This window comes from Actinomycetota bacterium, from assembly GCA_018334075.1.
Lineage (GTDB): Bacteria > Actinomycetota > Coriobacteriia > Anaerosomatales > UBA912 > JAGXSC01.
Map to the genome: position 1 here is coordinate 18,672 of JAGXSC010000010.1, position 18,545 is coordinate 37,216.

The following is an 18,545-nucleotide window of genomic DNA, read 5'->3' on the forward strand; positions in this document are numbered from 1 at the left end:
TAATCTCAATCTCTACTGAACCGACACGAAACCCTGGTCCGTTATGATAGCACTTCCATCTTCACTTAGCACCCAATCCAGGAAAGCCTGGATTACGCCGGTGGGCTGGCCGTTGGTGTACATGTAAAGATAACGAGCGAGCGGGTAGCTCTGATCCATTGCGGTCTCCACGCTGGCCACCACGCCATCGATGGCTAGCACTTTAGTGGCCTCCGTCAAATAGCCAAGACCTACATAGCCAATGGCTGCTTCGTTCTGAGTTACCTCATTGACGATCGCCTGAGTAGAGGGCAACAACATGGCCTCTTTGGCGAACTCGGCATTCTCGTCCTCTACAGCGACAACCTCTTCCTTGAAAAACTCAAACGTCCCTGAAGCACTGTCCCGAGAGACCAGAACGATGTCCAAGTCCGGGCCGCCGACCTCGCTCCAGTTGGTGATCTCTCCACGGTAGATCGCTCCCAACTGCGCAAGCGTCAGCTCGGTCACAGGATTGCTCGAGTGGACAACAACGGCCACACAGTCAACCGCGACAGCATGCTCAACGGGATCCACATTGTTCTCCCTGGCCTGAGCAATCTCTTCGTCCTTCATGCCTCTTGATGCAGTGGCAATGTCGATCGTGCCATTGATCATGGCCGCAATACCGGTACCCGAGCCGCCACCCTTGATCGACAAAACGACATCGGGATTCACACCCATGAACTCCTCGGCTAAAGCCTGAGCCATGTTGACCATGGTGTCAGATCCCTGAATGTTTATCGTTCCAGACAGATCGCTTCCCTGTTCGACTGGCGTACCGCCAGTCCCATCCTGCTCAGGGGCGGCGCAGCCTGCCAGCCCCAGGCCGACAACTGCGAATGCGGTAAGCACCGCAAACATAAATAGCTTGCTGACTTTCATAGCTTCCCTTTCTCGAACGAACCGCCTAAAAGGCTATTGGCCACTCCACAACGCATACGATTCTATAGCGAGCAATCGGTCTATAGGTTGCATAAATGTTAAATATTGCCTGCAAATGTAAAATATATGTGAATCGCACTTGAAATGGATGTTTCGTGTGCAATCATGAGTCGCATTGCAAGCGTTGCAAGGAGGCAATCCGTTGGCAAACATCCTGGTCGTCGAGGATGACCCTGTCATAAGGCAAACGGTAGACTACGCGCTAAGGCGAGCAGGTTTTGAAACTGTCACTAGCGCCAACGGCCTTGAGGCGCTCGAGATCGCCAGAGCTTTCAAGCCCGACCTCATCTTGCTCGATCTCATGCTGCCAGGCATTGACGGGTACATGTTCGCGCAAAACCTGCGAGAAACCAACCGATCCACACCCATAATCATCGTAACGGCGCTGGATCAGGAGACTGACAAGATCAGGGGCCTCGATGCTGGAGCCGACGACTACATAACGAAGCCCTTCTCGATGGAAGAGCTTCTTGCCAGGGTCCGAGCGAACTTGCGCCGGGTTCGGGAGCGTGAGGTACTCAAAGGCAACGCGACTATCGAGGCGGGCGACCTGGTTATCGAGCCGGGCCAACTGAGCGTGCGTGTATCCGGAGCCCCGGTAAAGTTGCGCCTGAAGGAGTTTCAGCTACTTGTGTCTCTCGCTTCGGAGCCAGGCATATTGAAGACCAGACAGCATCTTGCGCAAGAGGTGTGGGGATATGAGTTTCTGCCCTCGTCACGAACGATCGACGTACATATTCGACGACTTCGACAGGCGATAGAGGATCCATCCGAGTTCATTTATGTTCATACTGTCCATGGTGTAGGGTATCGATTCGCTCCGATACCAAAGGTCGAGTCCGCCGAGTGGTAAAAGCTGGTACCAACCGATGAACGCCAAAAACGACAGATTGAACATCCCGAAACGATATCGAACAACCGCGGTCTACATTCTCTTGCTGATTGCACTAGCATCAGTGTGGTCCTTTGCCCTGTTCACTCCGCTGAACTCTGCTTTGGAGGAGAGAGAGGAGCGCCACTTTCTTGCAACGGCTCAAACCGCTTCTCTTGTTGTGGAGAACATCGCTGATCCGGAGCCGGCGCTTGACAGGCTTGCTCGCGACACAGGCCTTCGGATCTCACTTGTCGACTCAACCGGCCAAGTGCTCATCGACACGGCGGGCAAGGATATCCGCGACATACCTAACTCACGTGACCCGGAGATACTCTCGGCCTTACAAGGTCGAATCGGACTGGACCGCCGGGCCGAAGTTGATGCTGACATGGAGGTGCTGCACGTTGCGGTGCCTGTTAGCCACGAGGGGGAGACTGCGGCTCTACGCGTATCCGAGACGCACGATGAAATTACAGCGATACTCGCCTCGGCACAAAATTTCGGTTTATTCCTGCTGGCTGCCGTCATCGTTTCGACTGTCATTCTTGTCATTCGGCTGACGCAGCATCTAAAAGAGCCCTTGGAGAGGTTGACGCTTGCCACAAAGGATATCTCGGCAGGTAACCTCTCTGTTTCCGTACGCAGCGAGGATGCAGAGCTGGCACCGCTCTCTGAGGCATTGGCCGAATTGAAAGAGTATATGAAGATCAGATTCGGAGAACTTCAATCCGAAAGGCAGAACCTTCGCATCGTGCTGGACGGCCTTGCTGACGCAGTGTTCCTGCTCGAGGGAGAGATAATCACCTTTGCGAACAGTGCCGCAGGAAGGATATTCAGGACGCCCGTTGCCGGCTGGGCGGGGCAGAGCATCGCTTCAACACCCTTGCCCACCTCCGTTGTCTCGGCCGTTCTCTCGACCGTTACCTCAGCGACAAAAGAGCACAGCGTTACCGAGTGCGGCCCGGATGCCTCGGGGGCGATACTGAAAGTGTCGGTGACTCCACTACAGCGCATCGGTGAACCGGACAGAACTTTAGTCGTCATCAGCGATATCACCGAGAGAGTTCGAACCGAGCGGTTGCGCAGGGACTTCGTGGCAAACGCCAGTCATGAGCTCAAGACACCGGTGGCCACGATGCAGCTGCTCGCCGAGACGACGCGCGACGCCGCCAAAGATAACGACATCGACCAAGCGCTGGCCTTTGCGGCGCAGATTGCCGATGAGTCCCGCCGCCTGGGGCGTCTCGTAACCGAACTTCTAAACCTTTCGAGGCTTGAGTCGACACCAGCGCCTGATACGGTAACGGACATAAGGCAAGCCGCCTCCAATGCCTTCGCTGGTCACCGGGTTACGGCAGCGCAAAAAGGACTCACGCTAGAGATCGATGATGCCAAGGTCCGCGACGAAGACCTCTACGTTAACGCCGATCCGACCGATCTAGCGATAATCTTCGACAACCTGCTCGACAACGCCGTGAACTACACAATAGAAGGTGGGGTCAAGGTCATCCTGGAGGCCGACAACGCCAACGTGCGAATCTCGTTTATCGACTCCGGGATTGGAATACCGCAGGAAGACATCCCCCGAATATTTGAACGCTTCTATCGAGTCGACAGAGCCCGTTCCCGTGCGACCGGGAGCACGGGCCTAGGTCTTTCCCTAGTGCGAAATGTGGTTGAGCGCTCCAAGGGATCGCTGGAGGTCATCTCCGAGCTTGGCAAAGGCTCAACTTTTGTGGTGATCTTGCCCAGAGTCAACTGACAGCAGCGCAAAGTATCCCGCAAAACACAAGATCGTCCACGAAGCGCCGAAAATCCATGCGGCAATTACGTCGCCTAGCCAATGGACGCCAAGATAGACCTGCGCGTAAGCGACCAAGCCACAGACCAAAGCGCACAAGGCCAGAACCCACACTTTATACGACAGCCTCCTGGCTTCGAGCGCGAAAATCAGCGCGCCGATCCCGAGAAGCAAGAACACCTGCAGGGCATCGCCCGACGGAAAGCCATAGCCCTCAACCGTCAAAACCTTTGCGACCTCGGCGGCGGGCCTCTCGCGTTCGAGCAGGCCGCGAGTTACAGCTCCGAGCACCGATCCCCCGCCGACTCCGAGGGCGAGTAGAAGCGCCTCTGGCAACCGGCTCTTGGCCACCAGTATAAGAGCGGCCACAAGCGTCAATGCTGCCACAATACTTGCATCGCCCAAGCGGGCAACCAGCGTAAAGAAGCCGTCGGCGGCGGGAAAATCTGCGCCTCTAATTGCCGCTGAGAGAGCAACATCGATAGCAACAAGCGGCCGATACAACAACAGGGCGGAGAGTAGTCCGGCAGCTCCGATTGCTGTAACCCCAAAAGCCAAAGTCAGCGTGCCCGGCCTGGGATCACGCCGCCAAAGCTCAACCGGCCGTACTCGCACAAGAACTCCTAACCTGCCACTGCATCAACTAACCGCTCGGCGATCTGCTTCTTCCGAGACAAAACGCCATCGAGCCAGGCGGAGCCATTGGCCAAAGAAACGCCGAGGCCCCGCTCGGCCAGACGTATTTGCCCTACAGCTATTATCTCACTTCCCTCGCGAATCACATCCGTGACCATAAGCAGCACCAAGTCGTATCCATGGACAGCTTTGAGCCCATTCATGGCGGCGGTAATCTCATCGATATGACCCATAACGCTTGTCAGATCGACCGTCTCAATCTGCGCGACGGCGATGCTCTTATCGCCCACCCTGTACTCTTTGAGATCGGCCTTTACTGCCTGCTGAGCCGAGAAAGGCATATCTGCGTCACGAGCCTTGAATACCTGCATGCCAAAGTCGATTGCGTCAACACCAAGACTCTCTGCCAGGCGGCGCGCCACCTGATGATCCACCTCGGTAGTGGTCGGCGATTTTAGCAACACAGTATCGGTCATAATCGCTGAGAGCATTACGGCGGCCATGGAGTCGGGCGGATTGATGCCTAGCTGCTCATAGCGAAGCGCAACGATTGTAGCTGTCGCTCCAACAGGCATGTTCAAGAACAAAATTGGCCCTGCTGTCTGTATGTCTCCAACCCTGTGGTGGTCAACAATCTCGACAACAGCCGCCTCTTCTACACCGGGAGCCGATTGGGATATCTCGTTGTGATCAACGAGGATCACGCGACGACGCAAACCCCTGGCGATATTGGTGCGTGTGAGGATTCCGCTGAAGTGCCCTTTGGAGTCGATCACTGCCAGCGCGCGATTTGGGCTTACCAAAAGATCTTCTGATGCCTCGCTCAACAATGTTTCTGGCTCGACCAATTGAAACGAAGCATCGATGCTGTCTCGTACTTTGTGCGAAAGGTTGACGAGACGTGCGGTCGCATATGAATCATAAGCTGTCGAAATAATCGCTGCCCCATGCCGAGAAGCCAGCTGGATCACCTTCTCATCGGGCTTCGTCCCGCCCGTCAATATCAGGCATGCAACGCCAGCTTCGATGGCCATGGGCTGTGACCTCTTGCGATCACCTACGATCAACGTGTCTCCCGGCGAGATATAACCCACCATGGTTGACGGCTCCATCGCCGCAATAAGAACGTTGCCCTTGAGCTCGAGGTCCCTGTCGCCGACGAGCAGCTCGCCGTGCACAGCGGCAACCAGTTGAGCAACCGATACGTGGCGCATAAGAAACCCGCGTATCTCAATCTCATCGAGGTACATTTCGGCCAAGGTCGACTGTGTCACGAATCCACGAAACGACTCCCCCTCCAGCACCGGCAGTACGCGAATCTTGTGCTCCCTCATCAAACGCCCAGCTTCAAGCATGCTCTGATCGGCAGAAATACTGATAACGTTCCTGGACATAACATCACTGACCCGAGTCCTGACGTGTCCAAGCTCCATCGGGGGCTCCACGCCAAACTTCGCAAAGAGCCATGCGGTTTCCGGTGGCATCGGGCCGAGGCGGGCAGGAACATAGACATTCGCCGAGTCGGTAACGTTTTTCAGGTGGGCGTACGCCACAGCCGAACATATCGAATCATTATCGGGTCGCCTGTGCCCGAAAACTATGATAGGACCCATCGCTTCACTCCTTGCCACATCGGCACCAGGCGCCACAGCCTGACTCAATCACTTCCGCCTGTCTGAACCTTACGCAAGGGGGCAAAGTCTTTCAAAAGGTTCTTTCTACCCAAACCCTTGAAGTCCACCGTGACCTTTTCCCCAGCTACATCAACTATAACCCCAACTCCAAAAACCTTATGCTCCACTACTTCGCCGGTCAAATACTGTGCGCCCGCCACAGGAGTCCGCACTGCAGTTTTTGGCGGAGTGACAAACCCGCCGCTTAGATGCTCCTGCGGGATCTCGGCAATGAATCTGCTCGGGGCGTTATAGTTGGTAGTGCCGTAGAGCGAACGTGACCGGGCATGGGTAAGGTAGAGTCGCTCGCGCGCTCTTGTTATCGCCACATACGCCAGGCGCCGCTCTTCTTCGAGGCCTGATGAATCGAACATAGAGTTTGCGTGAGGAAATATGCTGTCCTCCAAGCCGGCGATGAAAACTACCGGAAACTCAAGTCCTTTTGCGGTATGGATTGTCATCAGTGTCACCGTCTCGCTGCCCTCGGCCACAGAGTCCAGATCACTCCTGAGCGCGAGCCACTCCATGAAGCCTGGAAGTCCTACGGGGGCCTCCTCTTCCGAGAACGCACGCGCCGATGCGTATTCATCTACTACCCCGAGAAACTCCCGGATGTTTTCGATCCTTCCGCTTGACTCAAAGGTGTTTTCCGACTGAAGCTCGCCGATAAGCCCTGTGCGCTCGATGGCAGCTTCGATCTGATCGCGCAAGGTCGCTGCTGCACTGGCCCGAAGCTCATCGAGGAGCTCCACAAACGGTCCGACCTTGGCCGCCGGCCCACTGCCGTACTCTCCAGCGGCGCACCGCCTCAAGACAGCCTCGAAGGGCTCAGCCCTTGAAATCGCTTCGGCCTCCAGGCGCTCGACCGTAGTCTTACCTATACCCCTGCGAGGCTTGTTGATTATGCGCTTGAGCGATATCTCATCCGCTGCGTTCACCATGACCTTCAGATACGCCATCACGTCCCGGATCTCGGCGCGCTCAAAGAACTTTGTGCCTCCGACAATCTGGTAAGGCGTCCCGGATCGCAGGAGTGCGTCTTCTATAACTCGGCTCTGAGCGTTGGTTCGATAGAAGATCGCAAAGTCAGAGTAGCCGCGGTTCTCATCGCGCAAAAGGCGCTCTATCTCACTGGCGATGAAACGGCCTTCGTCTCTCTCATCTTCGGCGCGATAACGCGTAATAGACTCGCCTCCAGCGTTCGCGGTCCAAAGTGTCTTGGGTTTTCGGCCCGAATTGTTGGCGACTACCGCATTGGCGGCGGCCAGAATCGTCGCACTCGAGCGATAGTTTTGCTCGAGGCGAACAACAGCCGCTTCGGGATAATCTTTCTCAAACTCCAGTATGTTGCTGATATCGGCGCCTCGCCATGAGTATATTGACTGGTCATCATCGCCGACGACCATAAGGTTTCGCCTCTTTGAAGCTAGCAGATTCACTATGCGGTACTGCGCATGGTTAGTGTCCTGGTATTCGTCGACCATAATGTAGATGAAGCGCTCCTGGTAAGCCTCGAGCGCCTCCGGACAGCTGGTCAACAAGGTGTGCGTTTCCACAAGCAGATCATCGAAATCCATCGCGTTGGAGTCGCGCATTCGGCGTTTATAGCGAGCGAACACTTTCGCTGCGGCCTTATCGATTGGAGTCACTGCGGAAGAGGCTAGCTCTGCAGGGCCGATTAGCTCATTTTTTGCCAGGGAGACACGGCTGGCTATCCCGGGTACGGGGTAGCGCTTCTCGTCAAGCCCTATGCTCTTCATGACCTCCTTTATCATCCTTTTGCTGTCGTCAGCGTCGTAGATGGTAAAGGAGCGGTCAAAACCGATTAGATCCGAATGCGCCCGAAGCATCCGCACGCACATCGCATGAAACGTCATCACCCACATAGCGCGCGACTTTGCAGCACACAGCTGCGCAAGCCGGTGCTTCATCTCGGAGGCGGACTTGTTGGTAAACGTAATCGCCAGAATCTGATGAGGTGATGCGAGGCCATTCTCTACTATATGGGCAATCCGATGCGTCAGCACCCTGGTCTTGCCGGAGCCGGCGCCAGCCAGAACGAGCAAAGGGCCCTCGGTGCTGGTCGCTGCATCGTGTTGCGCGGGGTTGAGATCTGAAAGTCGCATGATCATGGGGGTATAGTTTACATGCGCCAGGGTCGAACTATCCAGAAAAATCAAATCAGGACACACTTATTTCTTGAACTTTATCATCGAGAAAGAGTCCCCTGTTTTCGGCAAGCACTTGTGGTGAGTGACCTTAAGGTCTCCTTGCGTGTGTTGAATGTTGCCGCACCTCTCGCAAGCTGGCAGATTACATACGACGCAGCGGCCGATCCGAGTAGAATCCGCAGCTCCGCAATACAGACAACAACGCAATCCCAGCCGTGTCAACTGCCTGCCCCCATATGATGCTTTTTTGTTTTTACCTGATCATCGATGCGGAGCTTGCAAGTCGAGCTATCGGATATTCCTGTTTACCGCTCCCGCCACCAACTTTAATTCGCCAACAAGTTTAGTTAATCCTTCTAAATCTAAAGATTGGGCCCCATCGCATAAAGCCTCCCGCGGATTTGGGTGCACTTCGACCATCAAGCCATCAGCGCCTACCGCTACAGCCGCGCGTGAAACCGCAGGAACAAAGTCGGCTGAACCGGTAGGATGAGATACATCGATGACGATCGGCAGCAATGACAGCTTCTTGACGACAGGCACCGCGGTGATATCGAGAGTAAAGCGTGTAGCCGTCTCAAACGTCCGGATTCCCCGCTCACACAAGATAACGTTCTCGTTACCCTGCATGGTGATGTAATTGCTGGCCTGAAGCCACTCCTCGATTGTGGCAGCCATTCCACGCTTGAACAGTACGGGCTTGCGGGACTCGGCCGTTATCACACCGATCTTTTTAAGCAAACTGAAATTCGCCATATTCCGGGTGCCGATCTGCAACATATCCGAGTACTCGTCGACCAACTCCGCATTGGCTGAGTCGGTGACTTCGGTTACAACCAGCAGATCGAACTCATCGGCAACCTCACGCAGTATCTGCAGACCCTTTTCTTCCAGGCCCTGAAAGGAGAATGGCGAAGTCCTTGGCTTGTACGCTCCTCCCCGCATTACTCGAATGCCGAGCTGCTTTAAAGTAGCAGCCACTTCACGCATCTGCTCTAGGCTTTCAACCGAGCAAGGACCAGCGATGATCGTCACATCACCATCACGCGAGACGGCGGGAATCGCATTGGAAGGCTTGTCGCTCTCGCCCGCAATCATTGATCCCTCAGCTCCTTCATCACGTGCAAAACCGTCTCGTAGATTTCCCTGAGATTTTCGGTGTAGAGTGGCCCCTCGTTGCACCGCGAGATATTGCCAAAAATCTCCTCTTCACGCTTTGGATCGTACAAGCCCCAGTGAACCTGGGGTTTCAGCTCTCGAATGGCAAGCGCTTCTGCCGCTCGCTCATTGAGCAACCTTACGATCTGACAGTCGATCGCATCGATGCGACTGCGATGGTGCGCTATCTTATCGGCGACCTGCATATCTTCCGGTGTAGCCATGGTTCCACCTCCGCTGGCATCACATATGTCGGCACATGCCGACATCACGGACGCCTGTAAACAAAATACGACATTTACCGCACTATTCCCACTCGATTGTGCCGGGAGGCTTGCTGGTCACGTCATACGCCACCCGATTGACCCCCTCCACCTCATTGATGATCCTGTTACTGATGGTAGCCAAAAGCTCGTGCGGGAGGCGCGCCCAGTCCGCGGTCATTGCATCCGCCGAGGCAACCGCCCTGATTATGACAGGCCGACCATATGTTCTCTCGTCGCCCATCACCCCGACACTTCGGATGTCGGGCAGCACCCCGAAGTACTGCCACACGGTGCGCTCCGTATCCCACGCTGAAATCTCTTCACGGATGATGGCGTCTGCCGCTCTGAGCGTGTCGAGCTTCTCCCGATCAACACCCCCGATGATCCGAACCGCCAATCCCGGTCCCGGAAACGGCTGACGATGCACGATCTCATCAGGAAGCCCGAGCTCTAATCCCACTGCCCGGACCTCGTCCTTGAATAGAGAGGTCAACGGCTCGATAAGCTCGAAATGCACCCCTGGTGGAAATGGAATCAAGTTGTGATGGCTCTTGATTTTGGCTGCTGTTTTGTTGCCGGATTCAATGACGTCGGGATACAAAGTGCCCTGCGCAAGCCAGCGCACACCTTCGAGCTTCTCGGCTTCCTCGAAAAATACCTTCCAAAACTCCTCGCCGATCAATCGGCGCTTCTCCTCCGGGTCGGTAACTCCGGAAAGCACACTCAAGAATCTGTCCGCAGCGTCTACCGCGATGAGGTCTACATGGAACTGATCGCGGAATACACGGACGACCTCCTTCGCCTCATTGAGGCGCAGCATACCGTGATCGACGAACACGCAGGTGAGCTGATCCCCTATCGCCCTGTGCAGTAAAGCAGCTACAACGGCCGAATCTACTCCTCCCGAAAGCCCGCAGATTACCCGGCCGGCGCCCACTTTCTCCCGGACCTTCTCCACCGTCTCCTCGACGATGTTGAGCATGGTCCATGATGGGGGAATATTCGCGATATCGTAGAGGAAGTTCCGAATGATGGTTTGGCCATACTCCGTATGCGCGACTTCGGGATGAAACTGCGTGGCATAGAGGTTGCGTGAAACGTCCTCCATCGCGGCGACATCCGTGGTCTTTGTTCGGGCAGTCACCACAAATCCTTCAGGAGGAACCGTGACACAGTCACGATGACTCATCCAGCACTGCGATGTCTGCGGAACACCTTTGAGCAGCTTGCTATCGGGCGCAATAAGCTCAAGCTCCGCAAAACCGTATTCGCCGATCCCCGTGTTCGGGATTTTCCCGCCAAGTTGCATGGCGATCTCTTGAATGCCATAGCAGAAACCCAACACGGGTATGCCCATATCGAGGATCGCCGGGTCCATGTGAGGAGCGGCATCCGAAAAAACACTGGCGGGACCACCAGAGAGAATTATTGCAGCGGGTTTACGCCGGGCTATCTCATCTGCCGAGATATCGTAGGCCACAATCTCACTGTAAACTCGCGCTTCACGCACTCGGCGCGCGATTAATTGTGCGTACTGGGCGCCAAAGTCCAATACGAATACAACCGGCTGCTGCTCATGATATGACGTCACAGTCAAAGACCTAACCCATGCCAACACCCTGCGCCTGCTGGAGGGACTTGCCCTCAGTCTGCAGGGCGGGCGCGATCATTACTTCGGCTTTCTGGAAAGCCTTCAAGTTCTCATAGCCACAAGTTGCCATCGAGGTCTTCAGGGCGCCTGCCAGGTTCAAAGTCCCGTCGTTCTCACGAGCCGGGCCGACTAAGATCTCTTGCAGGGTACCTTTGACGCCGGTGCGCACGCGGGTTCCGCGCGGCAACTCCGAATGAAATGTCGCCATCCCCCAATGAGATCCGCGACCTGGCGCTTCAGCCGCGGCCGCCAGCGGAGAGCCTATCATTACTGCGTCAGCCCCAACTGCAATGGCCTTCGCAATATCCCCACCGGTACGCATGCCACCATCGGCAATAACATGGGCGTATGACCCCGTTTCCTCCAGAAAGCGAGTGCGTGCGGCAGCAGCGTCAGCGATTGCCGTGCACTGAGGAACGCCTATCCCCAGCACTGCTCGACTCGTACACGCATGGCCTGGACCCACTCCAACAAGGACCCCTATGGCACCCGCCCGCATAAGATGCAATGCCCCTTGATAGCTGCAACAACCGCCGATAATGCAAGGTATGCCGAGGTCGCGAACGAACGTATTTAAATCCAGCGGCTCGTCATAGCTTGACTTATGCTCTGCGGACACAACGGTGCCCTGGATCACCAGGATATCAAGTCCTCCAGCCAGCGCGGCCTCTATGTATCGGTCGACGTTTTGCGGAGTGAGTGAGGCGGCTGCGATAACGCCACCTTCCTTGATCTGGCGCACCCTTTCTGTAATCAACTCGGGCTTGATAGGCTCGCGGTAGATGTCCTGCATTTTCGCGGTAGCTTCCTCTTTCGAGAAAGCCGCAATTGCCTCGAGCTTTGGAGCTGGATCTTCATAGCGGGTCTGAATACCCTCCAAATTCAGCACCGCCAGACCACCAAGCTTGCCCATCCCGATTGCGAAATCGACATCAACTACGCCATCCATCGCCGATGCAATTAAGGGCATAGGAAACGAGTACTCCCTGTCTCGAAATGCAAAGGACCACGAGATGTCGATATCCCGAGGATCCCGGGTTCGGCGAGAAGGCACGATGGCGATATCGTCGAATCCGTAAGCCCGTCGGCCTGTCTTGCCTCGCCCAATCTCTAACTCCATCAGCAGACGCCTCCTCAAATAACATTCGTGGTGTTGGTATTGTAGGGGTTTTCTTTATCTGATTGAACCTTCTTAGCTATAATCAATCAAGGATATCGGAAACTTTTCCGATTATATTTTCACAACCCACCGGAAGGTCGACACGTAGCCATGAATCGAAGCCGACGACTTTACCAAGTCACCCTGGCCATAATCCCCATTCTAGCCATCGTGTGCAGCCTAGTCGCATCGCCCGCTCTGGCGCCTGCTTCAGGGACCTCGGGAGGAGGCAGGGTATTTCTCGATCCTGGACATGGCGGTTCTTTTCCGGGGGCTGTACGGCAGGGTATCGAGGAAGCGGACATAAACCTTGCTTTCGCGCAAGAGATACAGGCGACCTTGCGAGCCAAAGGTCATGCAACGATGCTCAGCCGCACCACTGACGCCAATGTAATCAGGGTGGACATCCCAACGTGGTCACAAGCTACTGACGGAACCTTGCGCTATGCCACTAGTGGAGCGTTCACCGTTCACGACGACCTTCAAGCACGATGTGATCTGGCCAACGCCTGGGGTGCGGACGTTTTTATCTCTATACATGCCAATGCCGCGACCTCCTCTTCGGCTAATGGAGCCGAGACCTTCTGGCGCAACACAAGCACCACCGATCGCCTGTTGTCACAACAACTCGCCTCCTTCATTCAGCAAGAGTACATCTTGGAGACCGGATTGAGAAACCGGGGAGTCAAGGAGGGCGCGTTTTACGTGTTGCGCTGGTCCAACATGCCTGCGGTACTGGTAGAGACAGGGTTCATGAGCAACTCGACTGAGCTTGCCAAGCTCGTAAACCCAAACTTCCAGCGTGACGGCGCACGCGCTATAGCAAGAGGGATCGATCGATTTCTTGACACCAATCCGTTTGACCCTGTTTACCCAAGACTGGCAGGCAGGGACCGTTTTGAAACAGCAGCGAGTGTTGCCGCATCAGGCTGGCCGGGTCAAGGAGAAAATATCATACTGGCGTCCGGCTCCGACTGGCCGGACTCACTGGTTGGATCAACGCTCTCGCGCAGGACAAACGCTCCCATGCTGCTAACTAACCCCGCCTCGCTCACGCCTGTCGCACGGTCGACGATCGCTGCGCGAAGGCCATCTCGAATACTGGTTCTTGGTGGCGAAGGAGCAGTCTCCTCGGCTACAGCAAGTGCGGCGGCAAGCGCAACCGGGCGGCCGACAGGCTCCGTCACTATCCAGCGTTTCGCCGGAATCAACCGCTTCGAGACCGCCGCTCAAATCGCACACTTCCTTGGGATCCCGACAACCGGGCGGATAAAAGTCGTCTCGGGTGAGGACTTTCCGGACGCGCTTTCCGTAGGGTCGTTCGCAGGCGCATCAGGCACTCCGATCCTGATGACGAAACGCGGCTCGATCCCAACGGCTACAATCGAGTTTCTGGAAACGCACAATGCCGCTATCCGACACATCGACATCATAGGCGGCACAGGCGTCATCGATGAGCAGGTAAGAGCCGAACTAAGCGGATACGGCACCGTAAGGCGCATTGCAGGCCCAAATCGGTTCCGCACGAATCTCGAAGTCATCAGGACCTACTCCGGCACAGGGACACTAAGTCCGCTTGTGGTAAACGCCGAAGCGTATCCGGATGCACTGTCAGCCGCTGCTTTAGGATCCCTGACCGGACGCCCTGTAATTCTGGTTGGTGAAAGATTCTTGCCGGCACACACCCGTGAGTTTCTCGTAAACAACCGCACGCGCATCAGCAACCCGACTCTTGTGGGCGGTACCGGTGTGCTTCCTAATCAGATGGAGTGGATGCTCAGAAAAGGTCTAGAACACTAAGTTCGACGCTAGACGTTGAACCGAAAGTGCACGACATCTCCATCCGCCATGACATAGTCCTTTCCTTCTATACGCAACTTTCCTGCTTCACGAGCCTGCTTTTCTCCGCCAAGCGCAATATAGTCGTCGTAAGCGATGACCTCCGCCTTGATGAAGCCCCTTTCGAAATCAGAGTGGATGGCGCCTGCCGCCTGCGGTGCTTTGGCGCCGATAGGAATCGCCCATGCCCGGACCTCCTTCTCGCCGGCGGTAAAGAAACTCTGGAGTCCCAGCAGCCTGTACGCCTCCCGGATCACCCTATTGAGTCCAGCTTCCTCCAGCCCGATCGCGGCCATATACTCCGAGGCGTCCTCGCGCGACAACTCGGCCAGGTCAGCTTCGATTTTTCCGCAGATCACTATCGGCGTGATTCCGTCTATGACACCGGGGTCGCCATCTAGCGCACTTTCGTCGACGTTTGCCAGATATAGCATCGGCTTCATCGTCAACAGATGAAGGTCTGCAAGCATCTCTCGCTCAAGATCACTCATCTCCATCTTGCGCGCACGATGACCTTGCGCCAGCCACTCGGCAACTCTTTTGACCAAGGTGAACTTCTCGGCGAGCCCCTTGTCGCGCTTGATATCCTTTTCGAGTCTCACCAGGACCTTTTCCGCAGTAGCCAGGTCCGCAAGCACAAGCTCTGTCCTGATAGACTCCGCGTCACTGACAGGATCTATCCTGCCGTCAACGTGCACGACGTTTGGATCGGCAAAGTATCTGATGACTTCGCACAGCGCGTCGGTCTCCCTGATGTGCGAGAGGAACTGATTACCCAGCCCCTCGCCCTGATGTGCGCCCCGGACCAGGCCGGCAATGTCCACGAACTCGACAGCGGCGGGAAGCACCCGCTGCGGAAGTACGATTCGCGCCAATCGATCGAGGCGCCCATCGGGCACAGGAACAACCCCGACATTGGGATCGATCGTCGCAAACGGATAGTTGGCAGCTACAACAGCTTTTCTGGTCAACGCTGTAAAGAGCGTGGACTTGCCGACATTAGGCAAGCCGACAATTCCTATGGAAAGGGACATTTATTGATCCTTCGAAATAGCGGACAATATCCAGACACTGTAACAGGAATTTCGTCGGCAAAAAGGAGATATATTGATGCGGATTGGTATGTTTGCCGACATGTATAAGCCGCATATCAGCGGCGTGACCAACTACATCAGCCTCTACAAGTCGAGGTTCGAGGAGCTTGGCCACGAGGTGTTTGTGTTTACCTTCGGCGACAACTCTTACGAAGACAGCGAACCCAATGTCATTCGCTCATCAGGAATCCCATGGGGAAAAACAGGCTGGCAGATGGGTATGCTGCTCTCCGCCGAGGCAAAGCGGATTATTCCGACGATAGATGTAGCTCACGTGCACCACCCCTTTGTCTCCGGCCAGATTGCCTTGCGCAAGTGCGAGCCGCACGGAATTCCTGTGGTGTTCACGAATCACTCACGTTATGACATCTTTGCTGACACCTACGCCGGCTTTGTCCCCAGGTTCGCGCGAAGAGCGATGCTGCAAAAGTATTTGAAGGGCTTTGCATCCAGAGTTGACATGTATATTGCACCTTCGGCGGGCATTCAGGGGTGGCTTGCCGAGTGGGGGGTCACTGACAGGGCGGTCGTACACAACAATGCAATCGATACAGCATCTTTCTTTAGCCCGGATAATCCGCGATCCCGTATGGATTTCGGCTGGTCCGACGAGGAGGTCGTTCTTTGCCACCTCGGACGTCTTGGGCCTGAAAAGAACGTGGTGATGCTGATCGAGTCTTTCATTGCAATTGCAGGCGACGCACCTTCGGCAAGATTGCTGGTCATAGGCGATGGACCTATGCGGGAATCTATGGAGGGCCTACTGGCTGCTCACTCAATGAGAGACAAGGCGCACTTTACCGGAGCTGCATCCTACGATGAAGTTCCGGGAATGCTCCGCGCGGCGGATGTTTTTGTTACCGCTTCGGTCTCGGAGACCTTCCCTCTCGTGGTGATGGAGGCTTTGGCCGCGGAATTGCCGGCGGTAGGCGTAAGGTCAGCGGGAGTGGGCGAGGTGATCGACGACGGCGTAACCGGACTTCTCGCCGAGAACAACGTCACTGATCTCGCCGAGAAGCTGATGCTCATCACTCAAGACCAGGCATTGCGGCTGCGCATGAAAGAGGCTGCGAAGATCGCGGCTTCAGATTTTGATATCCGCCCGATGGCTGACAGACTGCTGTCACACTACGAGAAGCTCATAGACAGCAAGCGAAAGCTTGCCTGAAAAACAACGAGGCCCCGTCTCTCAAGGAGCGGGGCCTCATCGTGTGGTTCCTTCTCAGGCAGTTAGCCGGGTGACTACATCATCCCGCCCATGCCGCCCATGCCAGGCATCCCGCCGCCAGGACCCTCATCCTTCGAGGGGGCGTCGGTAATTGCGGCCTCGGTGATGAGAATCAGCGAAGCGATTGATGCTGCATTCTGCAGTGCCGAACGGGTGACCTTGACAGGATCGATAACCCCCATCTTGAGAAGGTCTCCGTATTCGCCGGTCATTGCATTGAGACCCTCGCCTTTGCCGAGAGTCTTGACCTTCTCGACCACGACAGATCCCTCGAAGCCAGCATTTCCAGCGATGGTCTTCAGTGGCTCTACCAAAGCTTTTCTGATGATCGAAACACCGATCATCTCCTCGGCATCGAGATCGAGAGAGTCAAGCGCGGGCAGTGCGTCGACAAGAGCAACTCCTCCGCCGGCGACAATACCCTCCTCAACCGCAGCACGAGTCGCCTGAAGCGCGTCCTCGATGCGATGCTTCTTCTCCTTGAGCTCGACCTCGGTGGCGGCTCCGACTTTGATTACAGCGACTCCGCCTGAAAGCTTGGCGAGTCTCTCCTGCAGCTTTTCGCGATCGAAGTCAGAATCGGAGTTCTCGATCTCGACCTTGATCTGATTGATGCGGGCGGCGATAGTCTCCTCGGTGCCTGCGCCGTCAACGATCGTGGTGGCGTCTTTCGTCACCTTGATGGTCTTGGCGCGACCAAGCATGTCCAAAGTGGCGCCGTCGAGCTTCACGCCCAACTCCTCGGAGATGACCTGACCACCTGTTACAACAGCGATATCCTCAAGCATACGCTTGCGGCGGTCGCCGAAGCCCGGAGCCTTGACCGCTACGCAGTTAAAGGTGCCGCGCAGCTTGTTGACGACCAGGGTGGCGAGCGCCTCTCCCTCTACGTCCTCGGCAATAATCAGAAGTGCCTTGCCAGCCTGGATGACCTTCTCAAGCACCGGCAAGAGATCCTGAACGCTGCCGATCTTCTGATTGGCAATGAGGATAAGCGGGTCGTTGAGTACAGCCTCCATGCGATCCGAATCGGTGATCATGTACGGAGAGATGTAGCCCTTATCGAACTGCATGCCCTCTACAGTCTCGATTTCGATGCCGAATGTCTGAGACTCTTCGACAGTGATGACTCCGTCCTTGCCGACAACCTCCATCGCTTCCGCGATCTTGTTGCCGATTCTGTCATCAGCGGCCGAGATGGAGCCAACATTGGCGATCTCTTCCCTGTCTTCGATCTCCTTCGCGTTAGCCTTGATTGTCTCAACGACAGCGTCGACAGACTTCTCGATACCACGCTTGATCGCAAGCGGATTAGCCCCTGCAGCCACATTGCGCAGCCCTTCGCGAACGATGACCTGAGCAAGCAGAGTAGCGGTGGTGGTGCCGTCTCCGGCGATATCGTTGGTCTTGGTTGCGACCTCTTTTACCAGCTGGGCGCCCATGTTCTCCAAGGCGTCCTCGAGCTCAATCTCCTTGGCGATCGTAACGCCATCATTGGTGATCGTAGGCGCGCCGAACTTCTTGTCGAGCACGACATAGCGGCCCTTAGGACCCAAGGTCACCTTCACAGCATCGGCCAGCTTGTTTACGCCGGCCTCAAGACCGCGGCGAGCGGTCTCATCAAAACGAATATCCTTAGCCATCTAAGGTATCTCCTCCTTCAAAATAGTCTGGCAATCAAACAACCTGAAAAACAACTGCTTTAGTCAACAACAACGGCGATGATATCCCGCTCGGCGTCGAGAATCTTGTATTCAACGCCGTCGATTTTGACCTCACTACCACCGTACTTGCTAAAGATCACGGTGTCCCCGACTTTCACGTCGATCGCCACCCTGGTGCCATCTTCCTTGAGCTTGCCATCTCCCACAGCAACTACCTCGCCGCGCTGCGGCTTTTCCTTGGCGGTGTCCGGGATGAACAGACCGCTCTGTGTCTTTTCCTCGGCATCCGCCGGCTTGACGATCACGCGATCGCCCAACGGCTTCAAATTCATGTGCTGCCCTCCTGTTTCGATATCTGACATGACCAG

At 55.7% G+C, this 18,545-nt stretch carries 15 protein-coding genes; 4 read left to right on the plus strand and 11 right to left on the minus strand.

Translation table 11 applies throughout. From position 1 onward, the window contains the following. Positions 1-12: 12 nt before the first annotated feature. Positions 13-903 (minus strand): PstS family phosphate ABC transporter substrate-binding protein, encoded by an 891-nt coding sequence (locus tag KGZ89_01910; protein MBS3973611.1) that lies wholly within the window; start codon positions 901-903, stop codon positions 13-15. Positions 904-1,105: 202 nt separating this feature from the next. Between KGZ89_01910 and KGZ89_01915 the strand changes: the two genes are divergently transcribed. Beyond that, a complete protein-coding gene (locus tag KGZ89_01915) occupies positions 1,106-1,816 on the plus strand; it encodes a response regulator transcription factor (protein ID MBS3973612.1) in 711 nt (236 codons plus the stop codon). A 16-nt stretch (positions 1,817-1,832) separates the two neighbouring features. Beyond that, a complete protein-coding gene (locus KGZ89_01920; protein ID MBS3973613.1) occupies positions 1,833-3,599 on the plus strand; it encodes a GHKL domain-containing protein in 1,767 nt (588 codons plus the stop codon). Here the strand turns inward: KGZ89_01920 and KGZ89_01925 are convergent. The 7 genes from KGZ89_01925 to KGZ89_01955 all read right to left on the minus strand — a co-directional run bounded on the left by KGZ89_01925 (position 3,564) and on the right by KGZ89_01955 (position 12,313). Then, complete coding sequence (locus KGZ89_01925; protein ID MBS3973614.1) at positions 3,564-4,253, minus strand: phosphatase PAP2 family protein; 690 nt, start codon at positions 4,251-4,253, stop codon at positions 3,564-3,566. The genes KGZ89_01920 and KGZ89_01925 overlap by 36 nt on opposite strands. An 8-nt stretch (positions 4,254-4,261) precedes the next feature. Beyond that, on the minus strand, positions 4,262-5,887 hold the full coding sequence (locus KGZ89_01930) for a putative manganese-dependent inorganic diphosphatase (GenBank protein MBS3973615.1): 1,626 nt from the start codon (positions 5,885-5,887) through the stop codon (positions 4,262-4,264). A 44-nt stretch (positions 5,888-5,931) separates the two neighbouring features. After that, a complete protein-coding gene (locus tag KGZ89_01935) occupies positions 5,932-8,079 on the minus strand; it encodes a UvrD-helicase domain-containing protein (protein ID MBS3973616.1) in 2,148 nt (715 codons plus the stop codon). Positions 8,080-8,406: 327 nt separating this feature from the next. Then, a complete protein-coding gene (aroF, locus tag KGZ89_01940; protein MBS3973617.1) occupies positions 8,407-9,216 on the minus strand; it encodes a 3-deoxy-7-phosphoheptulonate synthase in 810 nt (269 codons plus the stop codon). Next, complete coding sequence (locus KGZ89_01945; GenBank protein ID MBS3973618.1) at positions 9,213-9,500, minus strand: chorismate mutase; 288 nt, start codon at positions 9,498-9,500, stop codon at positions 9,213-9,215. Before KGZ89_01945 ends, aroF begins: the two co-directional genes overlap by 4 nt. An 82-nt stretch (positions 9,501-9,582) precedes the next feature. Further along, positions 9,583-11,133 (minus strand): glutamine-hydrolyzing GMP synthase, encoded by a 1,551-nt coding sequence (guaA, locus tag KGZ89_01950; GenBank protein MBS3973619.1) that lies wholly within the window; start codon positions 11,131-11,133, stop codon positions 9,583-9,585. Between the two features lie 10 nt (positions 11,134-11,143). Continuing rightward, positions 11,144-12,313 carry a GuaB3 family IMP dehydrogenase-related protein gene (locus KGZ89_01955; GenBank protein ID MBS3973620.1) on the minus strand — a complete coding sequence of 390 codons (1,170 nt, stop codon included), beginning with the start codon at positions 12,311-12,313 and terminating at the stop codon, positions 11,144-11,146. A 150-nt stretch (positions 12,314-12,463) separates the two neighbouring features. Here KGZ89_01955 and KGZ89_01960 point away from each other — a divergent pair, with 150 nt between their 5' ends. After that, on the plus strand, positions 12,464-14,152 hold the full coding sequence (locus tag KGZ89_01960; GenBank protein ID MBS3973621.1) for an N-acetylmuramoyl-L-alanine amidase: 1,689 nt from the start codon (positions 12,464-12,466) through the stop codon (positions 14,150-14,152). Positions 14,153-14,160: 8 nt separating this feature from the next. Here the strand turns inward: KGZ89_01960 and ychF are convergent, their stop codons facing one another. Next, positions 14,161-15,225, minus strand: a complete 1,065-nt coding sequence (gene ychF, locus KGZ89_01965) for a redox-regulated ATPase YchF (GenBank protein MBS3973622.1) — start codon at positions 15,223-15,225, stop codon at positions 14,161-14,163. A 76-nt stretch (positions 15,226-15,301) separates the two neighbouring features. On the opposite strand from ychF, the gene KGZ89_01970 reads away from it, so the two are divergent. Then, positions 15,302-16,453 (plus strand): glycosyltransferase, encoded by a 1,152-nt coding sequence (locus KGZ89_01970; GenBank protein ID MBS3973623.1) that lies wholly within the window; start codon positions 15,302-15,304, stop codon positions 16,451-16,453. Positions 16,454-16,527: 74 nt separating this feature from the next. Here the strand turns inward: KGZ89_01970 and groL are convergent, their stop codons facing one another. Together groL and groES are read right to left on the minus strand one after the other, a co-directional pair. Beyond that, a complete protein-coding gene (gene groL, locus KGZ89_01975; GenBank protein MBS3973624.1) occupies positions 16,528-18,156 on the minus strand; it encodes a chaperonin GroEL in 1,629 nt (542 codons plus the stop codon). Between the two features lie 59 nt (positions 18,157-18,215). Then, on the minus strand, positions 18,216-18,509 hold the full coding sequence (gene groES, locus KGZ89_01980; GenBank protein MBS3973625.1) for a co-chaperone GroES: 294 nt from the start codon (positions 18,507-18,509) through the stop codon (positions 18,216-18,218). Positions 18,510-18,545 lie beyond the last annotated feature (36 nt).

Bases quoted from the DNA above. Each gene is read 5' to 3' on its own strand.
- aroF (MBS3973617.1), bottom strand. From the start codon at position 9,216: ATGATTGCGGGCGAGAGCGACAAGCCTTCCAATGCGATTCCCGCCGTC.
- groES (MBS3973625.1), bottom strand. From the start codon at position 18,509: ATGAATTTGAAGCCGTTGGGCGATCGCGTGATCGTCAAGCCGGCGGAT.
- KGZ89_01970 (MBS3973623.1), top strand. From the start codon at position 15,302: ATGCGGATTGGTATGTTTGCCGACATGTATAAGCCGCATATCAGCGGC.
- ychF (MBS3973622.1), bottom strand. From the start codon at position 15,225: ATGTCCCTTTCCATAGGAATTGTCGGCTTGCCTAATGTCGGCAAGTCC.
- KGZ89_01935 (MBS3973616.1), bottom strand. From the start codon at position 8,079: ATGATCATGCGACTTTCAGATCTCAACCCCGCGCAACACGATGCAGCG.
- KGZ89_01910 (MBS3973611.1), bottom strand. From the start codon at position 903: ATGAAAGTCAGCAAGCTATTTATGTTTGCGGTGCTTACCGCATTCGCA.
- KGZ89_01930 (MBS3973615.1), bottom strand. From the start codon at position 5,887: ATGGGTCCTATCATAGTTTTCGGGCACAGGCGACCCGATAATGATTCG.
- KGZ89_01960 (MBS3973621.1), top strand. From the start codon at position 12,464: ATGAATCGAAGCCGACGACTTTACCAAGTCACCCTGGCCATAATCCCC.
- KGZ89_01920 (MBS3973613.1), top strand. From the start codon at position 1,833: ATGAACGCCAAAAACGACAGATTGAACATCCCGAAACGATATCGAACA.
- KGZ89_01945 (MBS3973618.1), bottom strand. From the start codon at position 9,500: ATGGCTACACCGGAAGATATGCAGGTCGCCGATAAGATAGCGCACCAT.
- groL (MBS3973624.1), bottom strand. From the start codon at position 18,156: ATGGCTAAGGATATTCGTTTTGATGAGACCGCTCGCCGCGGTCTTGAG.
- KGZ89_01955 (MBS3973620.1), bottom strand. From the start codon at position 12,313: ATGGAGTTAGAGATTGGGCGAGGCAAGACAGGCCGACGGGCTTACGGA.